21 protein-coding genes are annotated in these 24865 nt (G+C 64.2%); 10 read left to right on the top strand and 11 right to left on the bottom strand.

Annotated features, from left to right (window positions below; translation table 11 throughout):
• Positions 1-10 precede the first annotated feature (10 nt).
• The 5 genes from tssG to tssB are packed head-to-tail and all read right to left on the bottom strand — an operon-like array spanning position 11 to position 5257.
• Positions 11-1030 (bottom strand): type VI secretion system baseplate subunit TssG, encoded by a 1020-nt coding sequence (gene tssG, locus M2361_RS03165; RefSeq protein WP_259246191.1) that lies wholly within the window; start codon positions 1028-1030, stop codon positions 11-13.
• Positions 994-2760, bottom strand: a complete 1767-nt coding sequence (gene tssF / locus M2361_RS03160; protein ID WP_259246190.1) for a type VI secretion system baseplate subunit TssF — start codon at positions 2758-2760, stop codon at positions 994-996. Before tssF ends, tssG begins: the two co-directional genes overlap by 37 nt.
• A gap of 26 nt (positions 2761-2786) precedes the next feature.
• A complete protein-coding gene (tssE, locus tag M2361_RS03155; protein ID WP_259246189.1) occupies positions 2787-3215 on the bottom strand; it encodes a type VI secretion system baseplate subunit TssE in 429 nt (142 codons plus the stop codon).
• A gap of 12 nt (positions 3216-3227) precedes the next feature.
• Entirely contained in the window at positions 3228-4700 is a 1473-nt protein-coding gene (gene tssC, locus M2361_RS03150) for a type VI secretion system contractile sheath large subunit (RefSeq protein WP_259246187.1), read from the bottom strand.
• Between the two features lie 47 nt (positions 4701-4747).
• Positions 4748-5257, bottom strand: coding sequence for a type VI secretion system contractile sheath small subunit (gene tssB, locus M2361_RS03145; RefSeq protein WP_259246186.1), 510 nt, complete (start codon positions 5255-5257; stop codon positions 4748-4750).
• Between the two features lie 282 nt (positions 5258-5539).
• Here tssB and tssH point away from each other — a divergent pair, with 282 nt between their 5' ends.
• Genes tssH through tssM form a run of 5 tightly spaced genes read left to right on the top strand, consistent with a single transcriptional unit; the run spans position 5540 to position 15837 of the window.
• Complete coding sequence (gene tssH, locus M2361_RS03140) at positions 5540-8146, top strand: type VI secretion system ATPase TssH (protein WP_259246185.1); 2607 nt, start codon at positions 5540-5542, stop codon at positions 8144-8146.
• 8 nt (positions 8147-8154) lie between these two features.
• On the top strand, positions 8155-9732 hold the full coding sequence (locus M2361_RS03135) for a sigma 54-interacting transcriptional regulator (RefSeq protein ID WP_259246184.1): 1578 nt from the start codon (positions 8155-8157) through the stop codon (positions 9730-9732).
• Positions 9729-10475, top strand: coding sequence for a type VI secretion protein (locus M2361_RS03130; RefSeq protein ID WP_259246183.1), 747 nt, complete (start codon positions 9729-9731; stop codon positions 10473-10475). Before M2361_RS03135 ends, M2361_RS03130 begins: the two co-directional genes overlap by 4 nt.
• Complete coding sequence (gene tssA / locus M2361_RS03125; RefSeq protein ID WP_259246182.1) at positions 10472-11992, top strand: type VI secretion system protein TssA; 1521 nt, start codon at positions 10472-10474, stop codon at positions 11990-11992. The genes M2361_RS03130 and tssA overlap by 4 nt, the downstream gene beginning before the upstream one ends.
• Positions 11993-12003: 11 nt before the next feature.
• Positions 12004-15837, top strand: a complete 3834-nt coding sequence (gene tssM / locus M2361_RS03120; RefSeq protein WP_259246181.1) for a type VI secretion system membrane subunit TssM — start codon at positions 12004-12006, stop codon at positions 15835-15837.
• 9 nt (positions 15838-15846) lie between these two features.
• On the opposite strand, the gene M2361_RS03115 is transcribed toward tssM, so the two are convergent.
• Together M2361_RS03115 and M2361_RS03110 are read right to left on the bottom strand one after the other, a co-directional pair.
• Entirely contained in the window at positions 15847-16185 is a 339-nt protein-coding gene (locus tag M2361_RS03115) for a hypothetical protein (protein ID WP_259246180.1), read from the bottom strand.
• Between the two features lie 208 nt (positions 16186-16393).
• On the bottom strand, positions 16394-16630 hold the full coding sequence (locus M2361_RS03110) for a DUF3820 family protein (RefSeq protein WP_050445110.1): 237 nt from the start codon (positions 16628-16630) through the stop codon (positions 16394-16396).
• 134 nt (positions 16631-16764) lie between these two features.
• On the opposite strand from M2361_RS03110, the gene M2361_RS03105 reads away from it, so the two are divergent.
• Positions 16765-17190: a copper resistance protein NlpE gene (locus M2361_RS03105; RefSeq protein ID WP_259246179.1), complete on the top strand. Its 426-nt coding sequence runs from the start codon at positions 16765-16767 to the stop codon at positions 17188-17190.
• Between the two features lie 72 nt (positions 17191-17262).
• Positions 17263-18006 carry an ABC transporter substrate-binding protein gene (locus tag M2361_RS03100; protein WP_259246178.1) on the top strand — a complete coding sequence of 248 codons (744 nt, stop codon included), beginning with the start codon at positions 17263-17265 and terminating at the stop codon, positions 18004-18006.
• On the opposite strand, the gene M2361_RS03095 is transcribed toward M2361_RS03100, so the two are convergent.
• Positions 17996-18328, bottom strand: coding sequence for a zinc ribbon domain-containing protein (locus M2361_RS03095; protein ID WP_259246177.1), 333 nt, complete (start codon positions 18326-18328; stop codon positions 17996-17998). The genes M2361_RS03100 and M2361_RS03095 overlap by 11 nt on opposite strands.
• Positions 18329-18340: 12 nt before the next feature.
• Positions 18341-19570: a formamidase gene (fmdA, locus tag M2361_RS03090; protein WP_259246176.1), complete on the bottom strand. Its 1230-nt coding sequence runs from the start codon at positions 19568-19570 to the stop codon at positions 18341-18343.
• Between the two features lie 235 nt (positions 19571-19805).
• Here fmdA and M2361_RS03085 point away from each other — a divergent pair, with 235 nt between their 5' ends.
• Positions 19806-20174 carry a hypothetical protein gene (locus M2361_RS03085; protein WP_259246175.1) on the top strand — a complete coding sequence of 123 codons (369 nt, stop codon included), beginning with the start codon at positions 19806-19808 and terminating at the stop codon, positions 20172-20174.
• Positions 20175-20235: 61 nt separating this feature from the next.
• Here M2361_RS03085 and M2361_RS03080 read toward each other — a convergent pair whose 3' ends face one another.
• Positions 20236-21723, bottom strand: a complete 1488-nt coding sequence (locus M2361_RS03080; protein ID WP_259246174.1) for an aminotransferase class V-fold PLP-dependent enzyme — start codon at positions 21721-21723, stop codon at positions 20236-20238.
• Positions 21724-21815: 92 nt separating this feature from the next.
• Between M2361_RS03080 and M2361_RS03075 the strand changes: the two genes are divergently transcribed.
• Both M2361_RS03075 and M2361_RS03070 read left to right on the top strand, forming a co-directional pair.
• Positions 21816-22301: an Lrp/AsnC family transcriptional regulator gene (locus tag M2361_RS03075; RefSeq protein ID WP_259246172.1), complete on the top strand. Its 486-nt coding sequence runs from the start codon at positions 21816-21818 to the stop codon at positions 22299-22301.
• A 177-nt stretch (positions 22302-22478) separates the two neighbouring features.
• A complete protein-coding gene (locus M2361_RS03070; protein ID WP_259246171.1) occupies positions 22479-24221 on the top strand; it encodes an ABC-F family ATP-binding cassette domain-containing protein in 1743 nt (580 codons plus the stop codon).
• Here the strand turns inward: M2361_RS03070 and M2361_RS03065 are convergent.
• A complete protein-coding gene (locus tag M2361_RS03065; protein ID WP_259246170.1) occupies positions 24210-24812 on the bottom strand; it encodes a class I SAM-dependent methyltransferase in 603 nt (200 codons plus the stop codon). The two genes, M2361_RS03070 and M2361_RS03065, sit on opposite strands and share 12 nt — an antisense overlap.
• Positions 24813-24865: the final 53 nt, after the last annotated feature.

The raw sequence follows: 24865 nt of genomic DNA, 5'->3' as shown, positions 1-24865 counted from the left end.
TCGGTATAGGTCATAGACGGGCCTTGATGCGGACAGTGAATGGCCGGCGCACCGCCGTGTGCTGGACAAAGCTGGTCCAACCCAGGTGGGCGCCGGTTTCGCGACCCAGGTTGAAGGGCGGCACCTGGTCGTGCCGCAGACCCAGCTCCAGGTCGTAGGCGGCCGGGTCGCGCAGCAGGAAGTCGATCAGCTTGCGCAGTCTTTCGTAGTTTTCGCCGCTGGGCAGGAACTCGCGGAATCGGGCTTGATCCAGGTTGCCGATAACAATGGAGAACTTGCTGTAGCGCGTGCGGACTCGCGCACCGACCACGAAGCTGTCGCCCAGCACGCCATTACGGCGCCCCAGGCGCAACTGCTGGCCAGACGCCACATGCATGTAGCGCAGCTCGAACTCCCGCACCCTCACCTGCTTCAAGTCAAAGCAATGCGCAACGATGCCCGCCACCACCTGCGGCGATCGGCTGCGGCTGGCGATCACGCCGGCATAGCTCAGCAAGCGGCTCCAGGGTATGGGGGTTGCGCCGCGCAACTCGACGTCCCCCAAGCCCACCATCGAAAACACATAGCGCGAGAAGCGGTCGTGCGCCTCGCGGCGAAAGCGCACGTAATAGCGGTACTTGCGCCAGGCCTGATGCAACAGCGTCAGTAAACGGTGGTTGAAGAAGTCCAGGAAGGCCGGGCGTATGCCCACGCCTTGGCCGTACTCATAGGCCAGGCGGTCCAGGTAATGGCCGGGCAGTGGGGAATCCGGGCCATGCAGGCCAAAAAATGTGGCCTGTACGTGGTAGTCGGTGCGCGCGCCGGCCGGCATGCGCTCGGCCAAGGCCACGTCGGACGCGGGAAACCCCAGGCCGGCATAGCTGCTCAGGCGTACACGCTGGCGCTCGGGCTCGTGGCTATCCCGCGACTCCAGGTCGTCGTCGTGCAGGCCGTGCAGTTGCTCCAGCAACCTGAAGAAGTCGTAGTTCTTCGCATCGGCCAGCAAGCGGTCCGCTAGATCAGCGGTTGTTTTCCGGTCTGCAATGGCCATTCGTAGTGCTCGTTGTTACCGGTATTGGTGGCTTCCAGCAAGTGGAAGGAATTGATGCTGGCGTACAGCGCAAAGAAGTGGCTCAGCACCGTGCCGAACAGATACAGATCGCCTTCGCACAGGAACGCGGACGGGTCCAGTTTCAGTTGTGTCTTCAGGCCACGGATCGGCAGGCCCTTCATCAAGAGATCCGTTGGCTGCGTAACGGCATCGCCGATGCCGTCCAGGCGTTTGCTGCCGGCACGCGCATGCTGGATGTCGTGCAGCGCCGCGAAGTCATAGGCGCGCAACACGGCCTTCAGCGGTTCAGTCGACAACAAGGACAAATAGTTCAGCGACAGGTTGGAGATCAACGTCCACTGCAACGCGCCGTCCAGCACCGGGCGGTAAGGCGGCGTCGGACGCACGATGTTGCTGTACGTGGCAAAGGTGGGCGTGGTCTGCGTTTGCACGCAGATGTCGCCCACACCCAGCGCCAGGGGCAAGTCGCGGTTGGTGCAGGTCAGCGCGAGCGATACCGTTTCGTCTTCGTCGATGTAATCGGTTTCGTCACCGCGAATGAAGGCGATGCGATGCGCCACGCCATCTTCGCCAACCGCGTTCTCGATCCGGCTTCGGTAGTACAGCGCGTGCCGGCCGCGCGCATGCTCGATCTCGTGTTGCAACGATTCAAAGGGGTGGAAGGTCCGCAGGAAGCGCCCGCGCTGCCCCTCCGCGATCCGCTGCCAACCGGTGACTTCGTCAATGCTGAAGATCTCGCAGGCGTCGCCGCGATAGCCGCCCGGTAGCAGCCGCTGGTCCACGGCTCGTCCGTTCAGGTTGATGGGTTCGGCGTCCTGCTCGAACAGGTTGACCGCCGGCGCGCAGTACAACGCCAGATCGCCAATGCGCAGACGTATGTCGGCGGGCATGGGGCGGTTGAAATGGAATTCAAAGCGCACGCCCTGGGCGGTTGCTTCGGGCCACAACGAGCGCAGGCCGCTCAGGCTGAAGAACAGGAAGCGGCGCGGAAAAATGAAGTACTCCTGAAGGATCCGATAGCCGTCGAACACATTCTTCGGATACGGAAGCAGCGATTCTTCAGGCGAAAACCCGGGAAACGTCACCTGGCGCGGGGCAATAATGCGTGTCTGCCCGTGAGCCTCCAGCCGGATCTCACCCAGATAGCGCGATAGCCATAGATACAGCGTCATGGCGGTGGTGTCGTCGCCGCTCAGGTGGAAGTCCAGCTTGTCGCAGTCGAAAGAGTCGATGGCGTTGCCGGCCAACGGGGCAAGGTCGATGCGCATGATGGACTTTTCGCGCGTGTGCGCGTCACTCACGTCCACGATCTCCAGCGGGTAGATCACCACGTCCGTGCTGGTGCGGAATTCGCACCGGGTTCCGTCGACAGGCAAGGAATGCACGCGCGTGCCCTTGGGTATCACTTGCCGCGTCGTGATGGCCCGTTCAACGGGGTCGAAGCGCATGATGGTTGCGCTGGGCAAGGGCCGCAAATAGTTCGGCCAAAGCAGTTGCAGCAGCGAATGCGTCAGTTCGGGAAGGTCATCTTCAATCTTCAGGCGCAACTTGGCCGTCAGGAACGCAAAGCCTTCAAGCAGCCTTTCCACGTCGGGGTCGGCCGCCTCGTCGCCCAGAAACTGCGACAACTGCGGATTGTCGCGAGCAAACTCGCGCCCTAGCCGCCGAAGGTAGTCGATCTCTTCGCGGAACTTTCCTCGCAACGGCATGTTTTCCCGTCTCCGTGGCACCGGGGTCAAACGACCCGGGTATACCGGTCTTGATGGTGAATCACCAGATCTATCTCTACCTGCTCTTCCTGATTGAAGACAGGCACCAGGCACTCAAGCCTGAAGTTCAAGCTAAGCGGCTGCGCGGGGTCAGGCCGCGAATGCACGCTCAAGACCTTGACCCGGGGCTCGTACGCGGCCACCGATGCGCGGATGTCCTGGCTGACGTGCAGCAGCAAGTCGGCGCTGCCCATCGCCGCATCGTTGAAATCGTGCAGGCCCAGGCCGGGGCTGCTCATCGAGCAGCCCCGACGGCTATTCAAGATGCGTTCCAGGTGGCGCTTGATCGCGTGGATGCGTTCGGCCGCCAGCTCGTGCCGGCTACGGGTGCGCCGGGGCGCGGCGTCCGGAACCAGCCGTTCGAACAAACTGCCTTGTCCCCGCGACCTGGGCATCTTGGGGGCTCCTTATTCCTTGTCGAGCCGACCGACAAGCGACAGTTCGAAGTTGGCGCCCATGTACTTGAAGTGCGGACGCACGGCCAGCGACACCTGGTACCAGCCGGGATTGCCCTCAACGTCTTGCACCATGACCTTGGCGGCACGCAGCGGACGGCGGCTGCGCACGTCGGCCGACGGGCTTTCCTGGTCAGCGATGTACTGCCTGAGCCACGTGTTCAACTCGCGCTCAAGATCCTGGCGTTCTTTCCAGCTGCCGATCTGCTCGCGCTGCAAGACTTTCAGGTAGTGCGCCAGGCGGTTGACGATGAACATGTACGGCAGTTGCGTGCCCAGCTTGAAGTTGGTCTGCGCGGCCTGGCCTTCGGGGGTCTTCTGGAACAGTTTGGGCTTTTGCACCGAGTTGGCCGAGAAGAACGCGGCGTTGTCGCTGTCCTTGCGCATGGTCAGCGCGATGAAGCCTTCTTCAGCAAGCTCGAATTCCTTGCGGTCCGATATCAGCACTTCGGTCGGAATCTTTGCCTGTAGCTGCCCCAGCGATTCGTACAGGTGCACGGGTAGGTCATCCACCGCACCACCCGACTGAGGCCCGATGATGTTGGGGCACCAGCGGTACTTGGCGAAGCTGTCAGTGATGCGGCTGGCCAGCAGATACGAAGTATTGCCCCACAGATAGTTCTCGTGGGCGCCGTCGATCGTCTCGCGGTAGTTGAAACTGGTGACGGGATTTTCCAGGGGATCGTAAGGCTGGCGCAGCAGAAAGCGCGGCATCGTCAGGCCCAGATAGCGCGCGTCTTCTGATTCGCGCAAGCCCCGCCACTTGGTGAAGCGCGGGCCTTCGAAGATATCGCGCACTTCCTTCAGGTTGGGGAGTTCCTGGAAGCTCTTGATGTTCAGGAATTCAGCCCCGGCCGCGGCCAGGAACGGTGCGTGCGACATGGCCCCCACGGAAGCCACGTAGGCCAGCAGTTTGATGTCGGGCGAAGACGGCCCAAACGTGTAGTTGCTGACAATGGTGGCAACCGGTTCGCCTCCAAACTGGCCATAGCCGGCCGTGTACACCTGCTTGTAGAGGCCGCTGCGCGTGATGTCGCCCGCGGTCTCGAAGTCTTCCAGCATCTCTTGCTTGGTGACGTGAAGGATCTCGATCTTGATGTTCTCGCGGAAGTCCGTGCGATCCACCAGCAACTTCAAGCCACGCCAGGCGGACTCCAGCTCCTGCAACGGCGGTTGATGCAAGATCGCGTCCATTTGCAGACCGAGCTTGCGATCGATCTGCGCAATCATCTGGTCCACCAGTTGCTTGTTGACCTGCTGTTGCGGTTCCTGGGTTCGGAGTATTTCCGAAATGAACGCAGCGACGCCGCGTTCGGCCACCGCATAACCCTCGTGATTGGGTTCAATGCGGGTCTGGGCCATGATCTGCTCCAGCAACCCGATCGTCTGTTTATCTTCCAATTTGGCGGCGGCTTGGGCCTTCATGCTCGTATCCTTTTATTGCGGGTTGGCATTGCGAATGGGGTCACGGCTCAGGCGGCCGGCTTGTCCAACACAAGGTTCAATTCCTTGGCCAGCGCGACGCGCGCCTTGTCATCGGCCAGCAGCGTTTGCAGTTGCTTGCGAAACGCCGGCACGTTGCCCAGCGGGCCCTTCAACGCCACCAGCGCTTCGCGCAGTTCCAGCAGCTTGTTCAGTTCGGGCACCTGGCGCGCAATGGCATCGGGTGCGAAATCGTTCATGCGCCTGAAGCTCAACGACACGTTCAGCGTGTCGTCTTCCTGACCGGCCTCGCCAAGGCGCGACGGCACTTCCATCGTCAAGGCCAATCCGGCTTCGGCAATCACGTCATCGAAGTTGTCTTTGTCGATACGCACCGCCTGGCGCTCTTCCAGCGCGGTTTCCTCACTGTGGCCTTTGAAGTCCCCCGTGACCAACATCTTCAAGGGCAGTTCGATCTCGGCTTGCTGGTCGCCAGTGGCGGGAACGTACTTGATGTTGATGCGTTCCGGCGGGGCGACGGAGACCATTTTCTTCGACATGAAAGCTCCTGTTGTAAATCGGGAGAAGCCGCTCAGGGCAACCGCGATAAGTGGTGCAACGATGCTAAGAGGGCTGGCTGAACGGTCGCAATAGGAGGAATTCGAAAACGGCAAAACATTTGTGAACGCACGCGATTGATCCACGTACTAGCCGCAATTCAAGCCGCTTTCTGATTCCTCCTATGGATAAAAACGACGTGGCATGGTCTCGTTGCGGATTACCACTTTGTTCGAAGTGTGCGACTCATGATCCGAATTGAGCTTTCTTCCCTGATAGATCGCTTGAATCCCATTTGCCGCCAGGCCGTGGAAGAAGCCGCCAGCCTGTGCATCAGCCAACACTGCGCAGAAATTACCGTTGCGCACGTGCTGTACAAACTGGTCGACCAGCCTTTGTCCGACATGCGCGTGCTGATTTCGCATGCGGGTTTGGACGCCGACGAAGTGCGGCAGGCGCTCGCGGACGCAAACCCGTATCGAGAGCGGGACGCGGCGCCTGATCAGTACCCGACGTTTTCACCGCTGTTGATTGAGTGGCTGCAAGAAGCTTGGCTACTCGGTTCGCTGGAACTTGCGCAGCCGCGCTTGCGCGGTGGCAGCCTGATGCTGGCGGCGCTGCTGAATGCGGGGCGGTATCTACCTCTGCCGGCCATCACCCTGTTCGAACACATCAACCGCGAAGCGCTGCGCAAGTCGTTCCAATCGCTGTTTGCGCAAACTTCGGAATCACCGGATACCGCGGCCCAAGCGCCCATGGCGCCGGAGGACTCCGCGGACACCGCGCTTGCAAAGTACGGGCATGATTTCACCGCGCAGGCTCGGGCCGGCAAGATCGATCCGGTGTTGTGCCGCGACGCCGAAATCGACCTGATGATCGACATCCTTTCCCGGCGACGAAAAAACAATCCGATCGTCGTGGGCGACGCGGGGGTGGGCAAGAGCGCGGTGGTTGAAGGGCTGGCGCTGCGCATCGTTCAGCAGCGAGTGCCCGAACCGCTGCGCCACGTTGCGCTTTGGGGGCTGGACCTGGGCGCGCTGCAGGCGGGCGCTTCGGTCAAGGGAGAATTCGAGAAGCGCCTCAAGGGCGTCATCGATGAGGTCAAGGCTTCCGCGCAGCGCATCATCCTGTTCATCGACGAAGCGCATACGCTCATCGGCGCCGGTAACGCGGCGGGCGGCAGCGACGCCGCCAACCTGCTCAAGCCGGCACTGGCGCGTGGCGAACTTCGCACCATCGCCGCCACGACCTGGTCGGAATACAAAAAGTACTTTGAAAAAGACCCCGCGCTGGCACGCCGCTTTCAGTTGGTAAAGCTGGACGAGCCCACGCAGGAACAAGCCGTTCATATCCTGCGCGGCCTGCGCAAGATTTACGAACAGGCGCACCGTGTGTATATCGGCGACGATGCCTTGCAAGCCGCCGTGACCCTGTCGGCGCGCTACCTGTCTGGCCGCCAGTTGCCCGACAAGGCCATCGACGTGCTCGATACCGCCAGCGCCCGCGTCGCCACGGCATTGGCCGAACCGCCGCGCCGCCTGACCGCGCTTGAACACGAGCAGATGCAGATCACGGCGGAACTGACGCAGTTGCGCCGCGACGCCCGCGCGGGTCGCGAGCCCAACCCGCGCCGCGTCACCGCGCTGGACGCCAGCGGCGCGGACGTCTCCGAACGGATCGCGCAACTGCAACAGGCCTGGGAACAACAGAAAGCGCTGGTGGACCAGATCGTCAACCTACGCGCCGCATTGCCGGATGACACCGGCGAGGACGATGATTCTGCGCACGCTGCCCCGGGATTCGCTCCAGATTTAGCGCCAGGCCATTCCAAAGATCCTTCCCACGACCTGGCCCGCAAGGTGGCCGAATTATCCAACTTGCAACGCGAAGGCGCCTTGTTGCACGCCGACGTGGGGCATGAACAGGTTGCACAGGTCATTGCCGACTGGACCGGCATCCCCACCACCACCATCAACCGTGGCCAGATGGAACGCCTGACGCAATTGCCCACCGTGCTGCGCGAACGCATCAAAGGCCAGGACATGGCCATCGACCGCATACACAAACACCTGCTGACCGCCACCGCGGACTTGCGTCGGCCCGGCACGCCGTTGGGTGCGTTCCTGCTGGTGGGCCCCAGCGGCGTGGGCAAGACCGAGACGGCGCTGGCCTTGGCGGACGCGTTGTTTGGCGGCCGGCAGTTCCTGACCACGATCAATATGTCCGAGTTCCAGGAACGGCACACGGTGTCGCGCCTGCTTGGCGCCCCGCCCGGTTACGTCGGCTATGGCGAAGGCGGGGTGCTGACCGAGGCCATCCGGCGGCAACCCTATTCCATCGTGCTGCTCGACGAGGTCGAGAAGGCGCACCCCGAGGTCATGAGCCTGTTCTATCAGGCCTTCGACAAAGGTGAGCTTGCCGACGGCGAGGGCCGTCCCATCGACTGCAAGAATGTGCTGTTCTTCCTGACCTCGAACCTCGGGTTCGATCAGCACGATGACGCGCTTGCCGACTTGTCCGAAGACGCGCTGCGGGCCCGCCTGGCCACGTTCTTCAAGCCGGCGCTGCTGGCGCGGATGCAATTGGTTCCCTACCGCTACCTGGACGAAGACGTGCTCGACCAGATCATCCACGGCCGCCTGGAACGCCTGCGCGCGCAATTCGCCACGCGATACGACGCCACCTTGACCATTGACGCCAGCGCCCGCGACGAACTGCGCAGCCGTTGCACCCGCCATGAAAATGGCGCGCGCCTGCTGGACGCCTGCATCGATGACGAGTTGCTGCCGCCCTTGTCGCTGGCGGTGTTGCAGCAACTGGCCGCGGGCAAGGCATTAAGGGATGCCCGGCTGCATTGGGCGCAGGGCGCATTCGCCGCCCATCTGGATTGAGGCGCGACATGGACGCGCTAGCCGTAGCGGACACTGCCCGCAACATGGCGATGGCCACCCGGCCCGACGCCTTGGCAAGTACCTTCGCGGCCGCCTGCGCCGCCTTTCTCGGAACCGGCGCTGTCTGCCTGTATGTACGCGACGCGACGGGCGACACGCTGGTGGCGTTGGCGATGGCGGGCGTCGACCACGCCGCCGGCGGCTCGTTGCCCGACATCAGCATGGACGCGCTGGACGACCCGCTGGTCTATGCCCTGACCAGTGGCAAGCCGTGCCAGGTTGAACAGATGTCCGCGCTGGTCGGCGTGGGCCTGGGCTTTGAACGGCTGCGCGACCGCCTGGGTACGCAGCATGCGCTGCTGGCCCTGCCGATGCTGGACGCTAGGCGGCAGCCCTTGGCGGTGCTGGTCTTGGCGGGGCCGGCGTCCGCCGTGTCACGCTGGCGCGCCGACCCTGTCTGGCGCGCCCTGCATGCCGCGCACGAATCCTTGTTCGCCCGCCTGCATGCGCAGGCTCATGCCGCCGACGACGCTCGCTACCAACGCAGCCTGCGTCAAACACCCGCCGCGGATTCAGGCAAGCAGCGCGCCTCGCGCCTGTTGGCGGCCGAGTTCATCGGCGTCAGCGCGGCGGCTCGAACCATACGGGAGGACATGCTGCGCTTTGCCGATTCGACGCTGGCGGTTCTGCTGACCGGCGAGACAGGTACCGGCAAGGACCACGCCGCCTGGCTGATTCATCAGGCTTCGCCGCGCACCGGAAAGTTCGTGCCGCTCAACTGCGCGGCCATCCCGCAAGAGCTTATCGAGGCTGAACTGTTCGGCAACGTTCGCGGCGCCTTTACCGGCGCCGTGCAGGCCCGTACGGGCCTCGTTGCCGAGGCCGATGGCGGCACCCTGTTCCTGGACGAAATCGGCGACATGCCCATGGCGCTACAGGGCACGCTACTTCGTCTGCTCAATGAAAAGAAGTACCGGCCGCTGGGCGGCACACGCGAACATAGCTCGGATTTCCGGCTGATCTGCGCAACCCACCGCCCGCTGCCGCAACTGATCCGCGACGGACGCTTTCGCGAAGACCTGTACTTCCGCATCCGGCAATTGACGCTGGCATTGCCGCCCCTGCGCGAGCGCCCGGAAGATATTCCCGCATTGAGCTTCCACACCGTGCTGCAGCACAACCGCGAGCGCCAGACCCGTGTCGCCGGCCTTGCCCCCGACGCCCTGGCGCTGCTGGCGGCCCACGCCTTGCCCGGCAATGTGCGCCAGCTTCGCAGCCTGGTGTTGGTGGCGGCCGAAAGAACGCCGCAAGGCCAGCCCATACGCGCAGACCTGCTTGATCTATCGCAGGCCGAGATGCCCGCCCTGCCCCAGCACGGCACGGGCGCCGACCTGCTGCATGGCCTGCTTCACACCGACAACCTGCCCCAAGCGCTGGACGCTTTTCAAAGCCTGGTCATCCGGGCACGACTGAGACAGGTCAATGGATCTCGCAGCCGGGCCGCGCAAAGCCTGGGCATCCCCAAACGTACGTTGGCGCGCCGCTGCCAGGCGTGGAATCTAGACCGGGAGGACCACACTTCATGAAACCCGTTATCACCTTGCTTGCGCTGTTGATGACCGCGCCGGCCAGCCACGCGGCGCTGGCCGCAGATACACCCACGCGCCATTGCACCCAGATCATTTCCGGCGTCGAACGGCTGGCCTGCTTCGACGCGGCCGCGGGCACGCCGCCCGCCCCCAGCAGCCCAAGGAGCGCCATGCCACCGGATGCCGATTCCGCCAGCGCCACGTCCGCCTCCGTCGCCTCCAACAGCGACGCGACGCCGCATCCCGCTGCATCGGCCGACCTGCTGCCGCCATCGTCGCGCGCGTCCGACATCATTCGGCAGAACGAGTCATCGCGATCCGATGGCGACTCGACGTTCCTGCTGACGGATTCGAACGAGCCGCCTGCCGGCCAACAGCGGGTGGTGATTTCAGCGCCCGCGCTGAACACGCGGCCGCCCATCTATCTGGCCATCACATGCTTGTCCAATATCTCTCGCTTGCAGTTGTTGGCCGAGAAACCCTTCGAACGCCACCAGATGACCGTTCAGCTGTACATGGATGATCGGCCCTTGTCCGCGGCGCGACCGTGGCGCGTACTGGACGAAGGCAACGTTGCGGACGCCGGACGCGGCCTGGTCGCCATTGACCAGTTGCGTCCCTTCGTGGCGGGCCAGCGCCTGCGCATAGAGAGCGACTACGCGCAGCTCAACGGCCTGACCTTCGACGCCAGTGGCTTGCAAGCGCTGTTGTCGCGCCAACGCGAGGCTTGTCACTGGTGACCCACTACGCCACGCTAGACATCGAGGCCTTGCTGGCGCCGCTGGACGCGCGCCAGCCGGCCGGCCATTTCGATGAAGAAGACGAAACCTTCCAAGCCATCGACCACGAAATGATCAAGTTGGGCGGCCTGCAAGAGGCACGCCTGGATTGGCTCTACGTCGATGAAGCCGCTCGCCAATACCTGGGCGGCCAGTGCAAGCATTTCCGCGTGGCCGGGCACTTGATTACGGCCCGCCTGAAAGCAAGATCGTGGCCGCGCTGGTCGGAGGCGGTTGACGTGCTGGCCGGCATGGTCGAGCACTACTGGGAAACCGGCCACCCCAAGCCCGGCCCCACCGGGTACCTGGGCAAGCGTCGGCTGGTGGCGCTGTTGGCCGATCGCTTGCGCGACGCCTTGGACGCGCTGCCGGCGGACAGCTTCAACAAGGCGGACCAGGCCCGTGCACAACAGGCGCTGGACCGCCTCCAAGCCCGCGCGCCCGACACCAAGCTGGATCAGACGCAACTGACTCGCCTGGAAGCGCAGTTTTCGCGCTGCGTCGAACAAACCCGCTTTCCCGACACAGCGACGCCGGCCCACACCGCCGGCCAGCAACACGGCAAGTCCGGCAACCAGTCTGGAAACCCTTCCAGAAGCCAATCCGGAAGTCGGGCCGGCTCTCAGGCCCGTTCTCAGGCTATCGACGAAGCCTTCTTCAACACACCCAACACGGCGTTGCAGCCCGGCGACGAACGCGAAAACCGGCGGTCCTTGCTGAGCGTGGCGGAATTCATCAATCAACAGGACGTCTATGACCCAACCGGCTATCAGCTACGCCGCTTCGCGCTCTGGGCGCATCTGCACGCCGCGCCCACTACCCGCAACGGCACGCGCACCGAATTGATGGCGGTGCCCGTCGACATCGTGGACGGCTACGGCGAGGCATTGGCCGGCAACGCGGTGAACCCCGCGCTGTTGCAGCGCGTGGAAAAAAGCGTGGTCGCGTCGCCTTACTGGATACGGGGCAGTTTCCTGGCCGCGGGTATCGCCGCCCGCCTTGAAATGAAGGACGCCGCCGCCGCCATCCGCCTGGCCACCGAACGCTTCGTGCGCCGCATTCCCGCCTTGCAGGATCTTTGCTTCAGCGATGGGCGCGCCTTTGTCGACAGTGAAACCCTGGCCTGGCTGAGTGGCGCCGACGGCAGCACGGCCAGCGCCGGCCCCAGGCAAGCGTTTGCCGAATTGCGCGAGGAACTGGTCGCGCAACTGGACAGCGACGGCGTCGAGACCGTGCTGCTGCGGTTGCAAGACAAACAAGGCCATTCGGAATCACCGCGCCAGCGCGCGTACGCCGCCGTGATCGCGGCCGACTTGCTGGCCTCGCGCGGGCTGTCCTGGTTGGCCGAAAACCTCTACACGAACGTCGCCATCACGCTACGCGCGCTGCCTGCCCATGAATGGGAACCAGAGCTTGCCGAACAATTGAACAAGTACATGCCCGTGCGCCCCACCGCCGACGCGGAACGCAAGGGTTAAGGAGTCATGCGATGAAAAATATCTGGTCCATCATCAAGCGCTACGGATTGCCCGTGGCGGGTCATTTCAAGAGCGCGATGCCCATCCTGGCGCTACTGGCCATTGTGTTTCTGCTGATCGGAGTCTGGTGGTTGGGACCGCACTGGACCTGGCGCGGCCAGCAGCCGCTGGCCGACCTGCCCATGCGAATTGTGTGCACGTTGGTGATCCTGATGGTGCCGGTGCTGGCCTGGCTCTGGTCGCTGCGACGCCGCAACCGCCGCCTGGAAGCCGAACGCGGCGCGGTAGCGCAACGCCAGGACGACCCATTGCTGCGTTTTGTACAGGCGCAAGAGCGCGCGCTGGATCAAAGCCTGGCGCTGCTACGCACCAATCTGAAAGGGCGCAACGCCCTCTACGAGCTGCCCTGGTACCTGGTGCTGGGCCAGGAAAACACCGGCAAGACCAGCTTCATCAACCGGTCCAGCCAGAGCTTTTCACTTAGCAACGAAATCAAGGCGGGAGTGCGCCGCAGCTTCGCCGACCCCGACCTGGCCTATGACATTGATTGGTGGATGGGCGACGAGGCGGTGCTGATCGACCCGCCCGGCGAACTGGTCAGCCAGGCTGACGTTGCGCCGGTGCCGGAGACGGATGTTGACGCATCCCCCGATGCCAACGCACCCGTGCAGCCTGCCGCCACCACCCCTGAGCCGGCGCGCTCCGCCGCGCGGGTGTCGTTGCCACCGGGCGCCCATGCGCGCCTTTGGGCTGGGCTGGTGGACTGGCTGGGACGCAATCGCAGCCGCCGCCCCTTGAATGGGGTGGTGCTGATGGTGGACCTGGTCACGCTGCTGAACCAGAAAGCCAGCGATCGCAAGGCGCTGGCCATTCTGCTGCGCACGCGCCTGGCCGAACTGAGCCGGCATCTGGGCACCCGCCCGCCGCTCTATGTGGTGTTGAGCAAGTTCGACTTGCTTAATGGTTTTGAACCGTTCTTTGCACGCTTGCCCCGCGCCGTGCGCGAGGACATCTTCGGCTTCACCTTCACGCTGGACTCGGTCCATGACTACGACGCCTGGCTTGAAGAACTGGCCGAGCGCTACGACGGCTTCATCCAACGCCTGAACGAGCAGATATTCGATGCGATGGGCGACGCTGCCACGATGGAGGCGCGCGAGGCCCTGTTCTCGCTGGTGCGCCAGTTGGCCGGCATGCGCCCCGTTTTGCTGGGTTTCCTGGAAGAGGTCCTGGGCAGTGACCGCTACATCACGCCCGCCTTGCCGCGCGGCGTGTACTTCTCATCGGTCTACCAGCAGGGACTGCTGTGCGACGCCTTCGTCAACGCCGCGTCGCAATCTTATGGCCTGACCAAACCGACCGCGCACGCAAAACCCAGTGGCCGTTCCGTCGTCTATTTCGCGCAGCAGGTGTTCCAGCGGATCATCTACCCCGAGGCGGGCCTGGCGGGCGACAACCTGAAGGTGATGGCCGACAAGCGGCGCACGCTGATGGTGGGGTTTGGCGTTGCCGCATTGGGTTGCCTGCTGATGGGCGGGGGCTGGTATCACTATCACGACGTGAACCGGCAGATGGCGATGTCGGTGCTGGAGAAGAGCCGCGAGTTCAGCGCGCACAAGATCGACAGCGGCAGCGACCCAACCGGCCGCAACCTTTTGCAGCCGCTGGACCAGATCCGCAGCGCCGTCGCCGTGGTGGGAGACTACCGCAAGGCTTGGCCCGTCGTCTCGGAACTGGGCTTGTACCAAGGCCGCAAGATCGGGCCAAAGGTGGACGAAGCTTATCTCCAGCTATTGTCCAGGCGCTTTCTGCCGGAACTGGCCAACGGCGTCATGAACGCCATCAACGGTGCGCCTTCCGGCAGCAACCAGCAACTGGCGGCGCTAAGCGTCTACCGCATGATCGAAGACCGCCAGAACCGCCGTCCGCCCATCGTGGAAGACTGGATGACGCAACAATGGCAGGCGGCCTTTCCCGGCCAAGGATCGGTACAGAACGGGCTGATGCGTCATCTGGACTACGCCATGAAGTATGCCGATGCCGAACTGCCCCGCAACCAGGCGCGCATTGCCGAGGTGCAGCAGCGCCTGCGGCAGATCCCCATGCCGCAGCGCGTCTACATGACCATGCGCGAGCAGGCCGGCAAGATCCTGCACTCGCCGCTGGACCTGCGCAATGAAGTCGGCCCCGCGTTCGACATCGTCTACAAGGATCCCACCGCGACGGCCGGGCAGGATGGCGCGTCAACCCGCATCGACCCCTTGTTGACGGCGGCCGGGTATCACGGTTACTTCGCGGCGCATGGCAAGGACTACACCGACCTTGCCATGATCGACCGCTGGACGCTGGGCGAGCGCCAGCGGATTGATTATTCAGAAGCCGACAAACAGGTGTTGGCCGAGCGGGTGCGCGCGCTGTACAGCAGCGACTACATCGATACCTGGCAACGCGGCCTGAACCAGCTTGAGGTCGTTGACTTCAACGATCTGAGCCAGGCCGTGACCGTGTTGGGCAACGTGATCAGCCCCGCGGCGCCGCTGCGCCGGTTGGTAGAAACAGTGCGCGACAACACCGTGTTGAGCCCGCCATCGCCCGGCGTTGCCGCTGCCGGCCAGCCGCGCGACACCGTCGAACCCGTGGCAGCCAACGCCATTACCGGCGCCAACGTGCCGCAGGTGGCGGCCATCGCGCGGCCCTTCGCGCCCTTGGCGGACCTGTTGGTGGCCAAGGGCGACAAGCCGTCCTACCTGGACGAAAGCATGGCCGCCATCAGTCGTGTCCACGACACCCTGAAGACCGTGCACGACAGCCCCGAACCCGGCAAGGCCGCGCTTGCGGTGGTGCTGGACCGTTTTGCGCTCAAGGGCGCGGACCCGATCGGCAACCTGCAGCGCGTGGCCGTCGGCTTGCCCGAGCCCTTGAACCGGCAGGTAAAAAAGCTGGCCGACGAATCGTCGCAAGTGCTGTTGATCGAAGCCCTGAAAGAGCTTGAGCGGCGCTGGGAGACGGACGTGTACCGCTACTACCAGGAACGCCTGGCTGGACGCTATCCGTTCAGCCCGAATAGCCGCATCGACGCATCGCTTGAGGACTTCACCGCGCTGTTCGGGCCGCAAGGCAGGCTGGCGCAGTTCAAGGAGCAATATCTGAAACTGTTCTTCGACGACAACCTCGAAGCCCTGTATTCAGAGCGCCGGGGCGGGTATCTGGTTCGGATGGATGTGCTGGCGCAGCTTGAGGCCGCCGACCGCATCCGCGACGCCTTCTTCAACAGCCGGGGCGCGCTGGGCGTGCAGTTCAGTATCCAGCCGCTGGGGCTGACTTCCAGCCGTCGCAGCAGCGTCCTTAGCGTGGAAGGCCAGTTGATCAGCTACAGCCATGGCGCCAGCAACAGCGTGGGGCTGATCTGGCCGAACAACCTGGGCGACTCCACGGAAAGCCGCATCACGCTGGTCAGCGCGGCCGGCACCAGCAGCGGGCTGGCGTATCGCGGGTCCTGGTCGATGTTCCGTTTGCTGAGCCAGGCGCGGCTGGATAGCGCAACGGCCAATAGCGTCGATTTGAGTTTCTCGGCAAACGACGGCGCCATGCGCTACCGGATCACCGCCGAAAAGGCCAACAACCCGTTCACGCAAGCCAGCTTCGACGGCTTTGCGCTGCCCGACACCTTGCTGGCCGAAGCATCCAAACCCACGCCGCCCAAGCCCGCGCCGGTTGCGGCGCCACGGGCTCGCCCGAAAACGCCTGCCTCGAAGAGCCCGCCCCGATCGCCCCCGAAGGCCGGCGCGGCGGCGCCCAGGCTGGCTGATGAGCCAAACGTCTTGCCGCACCATGCGCCCGCCTGACGCGCCGCGCTACTGCTGGCGGCGCTGCTCCAGTTCTTTCAGGCACTGCGCCACGCCGGCCTGCATCTGCGCGTTGGAGACGGCGGCGCGGTCTGATACTTCGCGGCAGCGCACGTATTCGGCCTGGCTTTCCGCCGAATCCCGGATCACCACGGGGCCGGTGCCTGGCGCGGGGGTAACCGTCATGCGCAGGGTCGACGGCGGCGACTGGCTGCCATCCTTGGACGGCTGGCTGGGAAACTGCATTTCCTGCGTGGCCGGCGCGGCATTCTGTGCATGCGAGACGCTCACGGCTCCCAAGGCGCACGCCACGGCAAGCAGGCAAGCCGGAACGGAATATTTCTTCATAAAGACCTCTCTCTTGAATGGGCAGGCGCCCCGGGGCGGCAGGCGTTACCCGCTGGCCATCCACAACAGCGTAGCGGGGGATGCCCCCAGAGGCGCGCCGCTTATCGTAGCGCCGCCCGCCGCCACCCGGCGTGCCAAGACGCTACCGGCAACGGCAGAGATGTTTCTCTCGGTTTCGCGGGCTTCCCGCGTGGCCAAGCCTGGCTTGCTATCGCTTCGGCGCCGCGCCCGGCCGCGAAGCGCGCAGCGGCGCCAACAAGGACGACAGGCCGTTGTGGTCCAGCTCGTGCATCAGCGCCAGGAGGCGGCCGAGTTCGCCGGGGGGAAAGCCCTTGCGCGCGAACCACGCCAGGTACGGGCCGGGCAGATCGGCGATCAGGCGTCCCTTGTACTTGCCGAACGGCATGTCGCGAGTCACCAACAGATTGAGCAGTTCGGGATCCATGGCGCGCAGTCTACCTCAGCCCCATACCAGAGCGCCGCCTGCCTGCCAAGACCACGCTGCGCACCTTACATCCCGTTTCAGCACACCCTATTCACTGTCCGTATCGTGAACCCGTTTACCAACAGGAGCTCGCCATGATGAAAACCACCCTGACCTGCACCCTGAGCCTTGCCCTGCTTGCCGGCTGCGCCCCCTTTTCGTCGCCTGACGCTCGCGACACGCCCGCCGATGGCCACACCGCGCGCAACGCGCTGGACTGGCCGGGCAGCTATGAAGGCACCCTGCCCTGCGCCGATTGCCCCGGCATCAAGACGCGGCTGACCTTGATGAAGGGCGAGCGCTATGAACGCCAGACCCAATACCTGGACCGCGAGCCGCAGCCCGAGATCGTCACGGGCACGTTCAGTTGGGAATCAGACGGCAGCACCATCCGGCTGGACGCCTCGGGCGATAGCCAGCGCTACTTCGTCGCCGAAAACCAGGTGATCATGCTGTACCGCGACGGCACCCGCCCCACCGGCCCGCTGGCCCCGCACTACGTCCTGCGCCGCGCGCAATGATTCCGTTCCAGCTATTCTTGATGCAAACCGCGCCCCAGGCTCCCACCCCGGCGCCCCACCCTCAAGGAAGCCATGAAGACCGACCACGAGTTGCTTTCCGCCTTTGCCCCTACCGGCACGCTTCGCGCCTCCATCAATCTGGGCAATCCCATCCTGGCGAACACCGACCCGGCCACCGGCCAGCCCGGCGGCGTGTCGGTGGACCTGGCCACGGAACTGGCGCGGCGCCTGGACGTGAAGCTGGATCTGGTGGTGTTCAAGTCAGCCGGAGAATCCGTCAACGCCGTGGCTACGGAACAAGCGGACGTGGGTTTTTTTGCCATTGACCCGCTGCGCGGCGAGCAGATCGCGTTCACCGCCCCCTATGTCGTCATCGAAGGGGCTTACCTGGTGCGCCAGGACTCGCCGGTCACCGCCATGGAGCAGGTCGACCGCGACGGCGTGCGCGTGGTGGTCGGCAAAGGCAGCGCCTACGACCTTTATCTGACGCGCGAATTGAAGCAAGCCGAAATCTTCCGCGCCCCGACTTCGCCCGCTGTGGTCGACACCTTCTTGCAGGAAAACCTGGAAGTGGCGGCCGGCGTGAAGCAGCAGCTTGAAGCCGACGCCGCGCGCCTGGGCGGGTTGCGGCTGTTGGACGGCCACTTCATGCTGATTCGCCAGGCCATGGGCGTGCCCAAGAGCCGTGGCGACAAGGCCAGTGCGTATTTGGCCGCCTTTGTTGAAGCCATGAAGAAATCCGGGTTTGTGGCGGACGCCTTGTCGCGCCACAAGATCCAAGGCGCTGCCGTGGCGCCGTTGCAGGTCAATGGCTGATCATCCAGGGTCTTGCGCCCGCGAATGATTTTGCGCCATCGGCGCTGGTGCGCGTCTTGCCTGATGCGCGCCCGCCTCCACAACAACCGCAGTTCATGCCATGCCCCGACCGCGAACTGCGCGGCTCATTCGCGCTGCGTTCGTTCACGGCACGTGCGCGGTTCACGGCGGACGACAGCGCGGAGATCGCCGGCGCGCCGCTGATGATGCGGCCCGACGCGGCGCCGCATTGCGGGCAGGCCGCCGGATCGCGCCACTGCGCCAGCGGCCGCAGGGCGGCAAAATCGCCGCACGCGCCGCAGGAATAGTCATACATGGGCATCGCGGCTCTCCTTTAGCGATCGCGCGAGAGCGGCATGTCCACCCCGCCCTGGATGTGCTTGACCGGCCCTGACGCCGAGGGCTGAATGTCGAAGTCGAAGATCTCGGTGGGCAGCCACAGCGTGGCGCAGGAGTTGGGAATGTCGACCACCCCGCTGATATGGCCCTGCACCGGCGCGCAGCCCAATAGCGAATACGCCTGCGCGCCCGAATAGCCGAACTTCTTCAGGTATTCGATGGCGTTCAGGCACGCCTGCCGGTAAGCCACGTTCACGTCCAGGTAGTGCTGCTTGCCTTCTTCGTCGACCGAGATGCCTTCAAAGATCAGGTAGTCCTTGTAGGCGGGCGTGATGGGGCTGGGCTTGAAGATGGGATTCTTGATGGCGTATTTTTCCATGCCGCCCTTGATGAGCGACACGCGCATATGCACCCAGCCCGCCATTTCAATGGCGCCGCAGAAGGTGATCTCGCCATCGCCTTGCGAGAAGTGCAGATCCCCCACCGACAGGCCGCCGCCCTGCACATAGACCGGAAAGAACACGCGGGCGCCGCGCGACAGGTCCTTGATGTCGCAGTTGCCGCCGTGCTCGCGGGGCGGCACCGTACGTGCGCCTTCGGCCGCTGCACGATCGCGGTCGGAACCTTGCAAGGCGCCCATGTGGGCGGTCTTGGGCGCGGGCGGATTGGCCAGCGGCGGCACGCGGTTGGGGTTGGTGTCGATTAGCGCCTGTTCACGCCGGTTCCACGTGTCCAGCAGCTTTTTATCGGGCAGGCAGCCGATCAGGCCGGGATGGATCAGCCCCGCGAAGTTCACGCCGGGAATATGGCGCGACGACGTGAACATGCCGTGGAAATCCCAGATGGATTTCTGCGCATACGGAAAATGTTCGGTCAGGAAGCCGCCACCGTTGTTGCGGCTGAAAAAGCCATTGAACCCCCACAGGCTGTCGGGCTTGGCGCCGATGTCCAGCAGGTCAACCACCAGCAAATCGCCGGGCTCCGCGCCTTCCACGCCCACCGGGCCGGAAAGAAAATGCACGGTGGAAAGGTCTACGTCGCGCACATCGTCGGCGCTGTCGTCGTTCTTGATCGCGCCGCCCGTCCAGTCATAGGTTTCCAATACGAAATCGTCGCCGGGCTTGACCCACACGGCCATCGGAATAGCCGGATGCCAACGGTTGTGGATGTGCTTGTTTTCGTAAGGGGACTGGTCCAGATCGACCTTGATGAGGGGTGTGGTCATTCTCTTTCATCTCCAACGTGACGTGTTGATAAAACAGAACTTCAGCCGGAAGGCAGGCGCCCGATTCCGTTGCGGTTCGGGTCTTTTGAATCAGGAAGCCGTGGTCGATGGTAGACCCGTTCCCGCGAATCACCATACTGGTTTTCCATGCAGTGGCAGGCGTGCGGCGCAACAGAATCGCGAGCGCTTTTCGCACCAGTTATGATGCACGCCACGCCACACCAAGGTTTTTCGCATGGCAGCAAAGCACCGTCGGCCACTGGCCATTTTTTTGATCTTCGCGGCTTGCGCCGCCGCACCGGCGCGCGCCGATAGCGACTGTGTTGCCCGCATCGACGCGGCAGAAACCAGCTTGAAGCGCAAGCAAGACGTGCAGCGCACGCACGAAGCGGCCAACAACCTGGAACTGAACCGGGATCTTTGCCAAGGCCGCCTGGACTTGCTGGATGCGCGCTACGCGCTCAGCGATGATTTTGAAGCGTGCCGCCGCCAGGGCGCCGCGTTCCCAGACGCCGTCGTACGCAGGCTGACCCAGGCGTCCGAGGAACTTGCCGACATGAAGGCCGCCTGGATCCGCACCTGCGGCAGGCACATGCAAGACTGAGGGCTGAAGCCTCGCGCCTGGCGTCGCCACGCCGTGAATCAGCGCGGCGAGGCCTTTGGCATCAGATGGACATTTCCATCTCGGTGTGTTGCGGGAAGAAGATGGCGCGGCTGGGATCGAAGCCGTAGCGCGCCTCGAATTGGCAGGCGTCATTGGCCAGCGCCAGGACCGACTCAAGAATGAAGTCGGCCTTCTCATCCGACAGCAACACGCTGAAGTTCAACCTGACAAAGCCGGGCTTTTCGATTTCGCGACCATCCAGAATGGCTTGGCGCATCTGCCGCGACTGGGCGGGGTCGATGTCCAACAGCCGGTGCACGTACGGCCCCGCGCACGCGCAGCCTCCACGCGCCTGGATGCCGAAGCGGTCGCTGAGCAGGCGGGTCACCAATTGCTGGTGCACGAACCCGCCCTGGGCATTGCGCACGCGGAACGAAAAGATGGGCAACCGGTTGGCGCTAAGCGAGCCCAGCAATTCCAACTGGCCCGCGCCCTGCCACGCGGCAAGCGCGCGCTGCACGAAGTGCGCGTTGCGCTGGCGCATGAAATCGGCGCCCAGCGCGTCCTTCACCAGCAAGACCAGCGCGGCGCGGATATCGCCCACCACGTTGGGCGTGCCCGCTTCCTCGCGCGATTCCAGGCTGCCGCTGTAATCATGGCCCTCGGGCGACACGAACTTGACGGTGCCGCCGCCCGGCCAGGTCGGCGTGGTGTCGAGCACCGCGTCGCGCCGCACGATCAGCACGCCCGATGCGCCCGGCCCGCCGATGAACTTGTGCGGTGAAAAAACAATGGCGTCGATCTGCGCGTCCGGGGCGGGCGACATCTGGATGGGCAGGTAAGGCGCGCCGCCCGCGTAGTCCCACAGCATTTTCGCGCCCGCCGCCTTGACCTGCCGGGTGATGCCGGCCACGTCCGCCACGATGCCGGTCACGTTGGACGCGGCCGACAAGGCGCAGATCACCAGCGTGCCGGCGGGCGCGGCCAGCGCCGCGTCCAACGCCGCCACGTCGGGGCCGCCTTGCGCGCTTTCAGGCACTTCGACGATGTCCGCGCCGCATTCGCGCCACGGCAAGATATTCGAGTGATGTTCGTAGGGGCCGATGATGACGCGAACCGGCTTGCCCGCCGCCACCGCCGCATCCACGCCGAACAGGTGGACCAGGCGGTTGATGCCCGCCGTTGCGCCCGAGCCCGCAAAAATCACCGCATGCGCGTCGCTGGCGCCGCAGCAGCGGGCGATTGCGGCGCGGGCCTCGCGGCGCAGGCGCGTAATGAAGCCGCCGCAGTAGGACGCTTCGGTGTGGGAATTGGCGTAGTACGGAAGCACCTGTTCCAGGACGAAGCGCTCGACCTGCATCAGGGCACGGCCCGATGCGACGTAGTCGGCGTAGACCAGGGGCTTGCGGCCAAAGGGGCCATCGATAAAGGCGTCTTTGCCGATCAGGCCGTCGGCAAGCGCGGCGGCGATATCGCCGGTTTTCAGGCTGTCTTGAAACTGCTGCAACGGTCCTGCGGTGTCGGAGGCCGTGGCGGTAAGCGTAGTCATGATGGTCTTCCAATTGATCCGAAATATCATACGATGGAAGCCAACAACGAACATCACCGTAATTTTGCGTAAATCTGCTGCAAATGGGTCATATGAACGACCAACTGGAAAAAATAGACAAACTTGATCTAAGCATCATCTCTTGCCTGCAAAAAGACGGTTCGCTGTCGCAGCGTGAGCTGGCCGATCGGGTGGGCCTTTCGCAAAATGCATGCTGGCGCCGGCTTCAACGCCTGAATGCCTGCGGCATCATTCGCGGCACCCGGGCCGAAGTCAGCCTGGTGGCGCTGGGGCTGGACCTGACCGTGTTCGTCATGATCCGCACCAGCCACCACGCCAAAGCCTGGGCCGACGGTTTCCGCCAGCACGTTGAACGCCTGCCCGAAGTGACGGAGTTCTATCGCATCGGCGGCGACTGGGATTACCTGATCAAGGTCGTCTGCCGGGGCATGGCCGGCTATGACCGCTTCTATCAGAAGCTGATCACTGATTTTGAACTGTCAACCGTGACGGGCTTCTTCAGCATGGAAGCTATTATCGAAAACCGTCCGCCGGATCTGCGGCTGCTGGAAACCTGACGTTGCCCGCCCGACTGCCGGCCCACCGCGACAGGCGGGAACTTTGACGGCCGATTCAGTTCGAATCTCTTCGCCCTCACCATGGAGACCCGCAAGGCCATGATTCTTTAAGCCCTCCTTCTGATCCCCCTTTGCCGCCCGCCGCGCAAAGCGTTTCATTATTTCGGAGAGCTATCCATGGCCCGGTCTTCCAGCGCGCCGCCTTCGGCGCAATCCCCGACGCATTCGTCCTTCGTCACGTCCCCTGCCGGCACGTCCCCTGCCGTCGCATCCCCCGCCCTCGCGTCCTCCTTCCTCAGCTTGCAACGCATCAGCGTGGCGCTGCCCGACGGCCGCGTCTTGCTGGACGACGTCAGCCACGACTTCTCCACCGCGCGCCATGGCCTCATCGGGCGCAACGGCGCGGGGAAATCGGTGCTGCTGCGGGTGATGCTTGGCGCGCTGCCCCCGCAGTCCGGCCGCGTGGTGCGCCACGGGCGCGTGGCCCATGTGCCGCAGACGCCAAGCTACTGCCCCGACACCACGCTGGCCGATGTCGCCGGTCTGGGCGCCGTTGTCCGCGCCCTGTCCAACATCGAAGCGGGCAGCATCGATCGCGCCGATTTCGATCTGGCTGAAGGTCATTGGTTGATCCATCAGGATTGGGCGCGCATGCTTGCCGACGCCGGCCTGCCGGACTGGCCGCTCGCTCACCCCGCCCATGTGGCTAGCGGCGGCGAACTGACCCGCGTGGCCCTGGCGGGCGCGCTGCTGCAAGGTGCCGACGGCCTGCTGCTGGACGAACCCACCAATCACCTGGATGCCCGTGCGCGCGATTGGCTGATCGAAAAAACCAGCGCATGGCGCGGCGCGCTGATTGTCGTCAGCCACGACCGCCGCCTGCTGGATGTCATGGGCAACATTGTTGAACTCAACGGCGGCAAGCTTAGCGGACACGCCGGCAACTACAGTGCCTGGCGCGCCCAGCGGGACAGGCAGGATGCCGCCGCCGAAGCCGCCCTGGAGCATGCCCGCAACGAACGCGCGGCCGGCTTGCGCGCGTTGCGGCAACAGCACGACGCACAGCAGCAACGCAGCGCGCGCAATAGCCGAAATGCCCGCGAGACCAATCAGGCGCCCATCCTGCTAGGCGCAAAAAAGGCCAATGCTCAAGCCCATGCCGGCCGCGACCGGTTACGCCGCCTGCAAGCGGGCGCTGCCTTGGAAAACGCTGTCAGGCAGGCCGCCTCGCGGGCGCCCACTGTGCCAGGCGTGGCCTTGGCCTTGCCCGACACCACGGTGCCTGCCGGACGGCGCGTGCTGCATCTGGAAGACGCCCGGCTTCCCTATCCGGAACAGGCGCAACCGATCAGCTTGAGCCTGGCCGGCCCTTTTCGGCTGGCGATCCAAGGGCCCAATGGCTGCGGCAAAAGCACGCTGCTGGCGATGCTGGCGGGCGATATGCCCGCCCGTTCCGGCCGCTGCGATGTGCGCGTACCCACCGCCATGCTGGACCAACGCGCGAGCGCATTGCCCGCGCATGCGTCGCTGCTGCAAACCTTGGACGCCCTGGGCACGCCGCTATCGCAGGGCGAATTGCGCAGCCGCCTGGCCCTGCTGGGCCTGGGCCCTTCCCTGGTTCAGGCGCCCGCCGCCACCTTGAGCGGCGGCGAACGCATCAAGGCCGCGCTGGCCGCCGCGCTATGGCGCAAGCAGCCCGCCCAATTGCTGCTGCTGGACGAACCCACCAACCATCTGGACATGGCGTCGGCGCAGGCGCTGGAAGACGCGCTGGCGCAGTATCCCGGCGCCATGGTGGTGGTGTCGCACGATGCCGTGTTCCTGGAACGGATCGACCCCACGCATTGGTTGACGTCCAACGACGATGGCACCTGGTCACTGCGAGACGCCGAGCCTGTCGCGGATCGGTCAACGGCCTGACGCGGCGCTTCGCAGCTCGGCGTGAAAGGTCTTTCCTGCTGACGCCCTGGCCTTTCTAAGAAATACATATACGTGCCGGAAGGCGTCATCAACCGGGTGTACGTGATGTTCCACGCCGGCAATCGGTGGCACGAACGATTCGAAGAACTCGCGCGCCACGGGCAACACCGGAAATGGCGCGCGATCGGGGCGGTCGTTATAGCCCAGCACAAACAGGCCTCCGGGCTTCAGTACCTGCTCGCATTGCGTCATCAAACGCCTGAAATCCGATGCGCTGTTGATGCCATAGCCCACCAACCCGTTCGCCACCACCACATCAAAAGCGTTCGGGCCGTAGTGCTCGGCCATCCTGGTGGCGCAGCCCGTCCAATGCCTGTCCGGCTGCCCATAGACCGCCTTGCGGGCCTCGATATCCAGCGAGTGAAACTGGCAACGCAACAACCGGGGGTAGTGCCAGTTGTGCTTGTCCAGGCCCACGAACAAAGTCTTGATGTCGTGGTCGGATTCGGCGGCCAGTTCATTCAGGTAGCCGAACACCGATTCTTCCAGGAAGTCGCGGTTTGGCGCCCGCAGCCGGAAATCGATGTTCATGCGTTCGGCGGTCCGAGGGGACAACTTGAACAGTGCCCGCTTAAGTAGAGTAT

The sequence above is a fragment of the Achromobacter sp. JUb104 genome (assembly GCF_024806975.1).
In the GTDB taxonomy this organism is placed as follows: domain Bacteria; phylum Pseudomonadota; class Gammaproteobacteria; order Burkholderiales; family Burkholderiaceae_B; genus Achromobacter; species Achromobacter spanius.
This window is presented reverse-complemented; position numbering and strand designations above follow the sequence as displayed.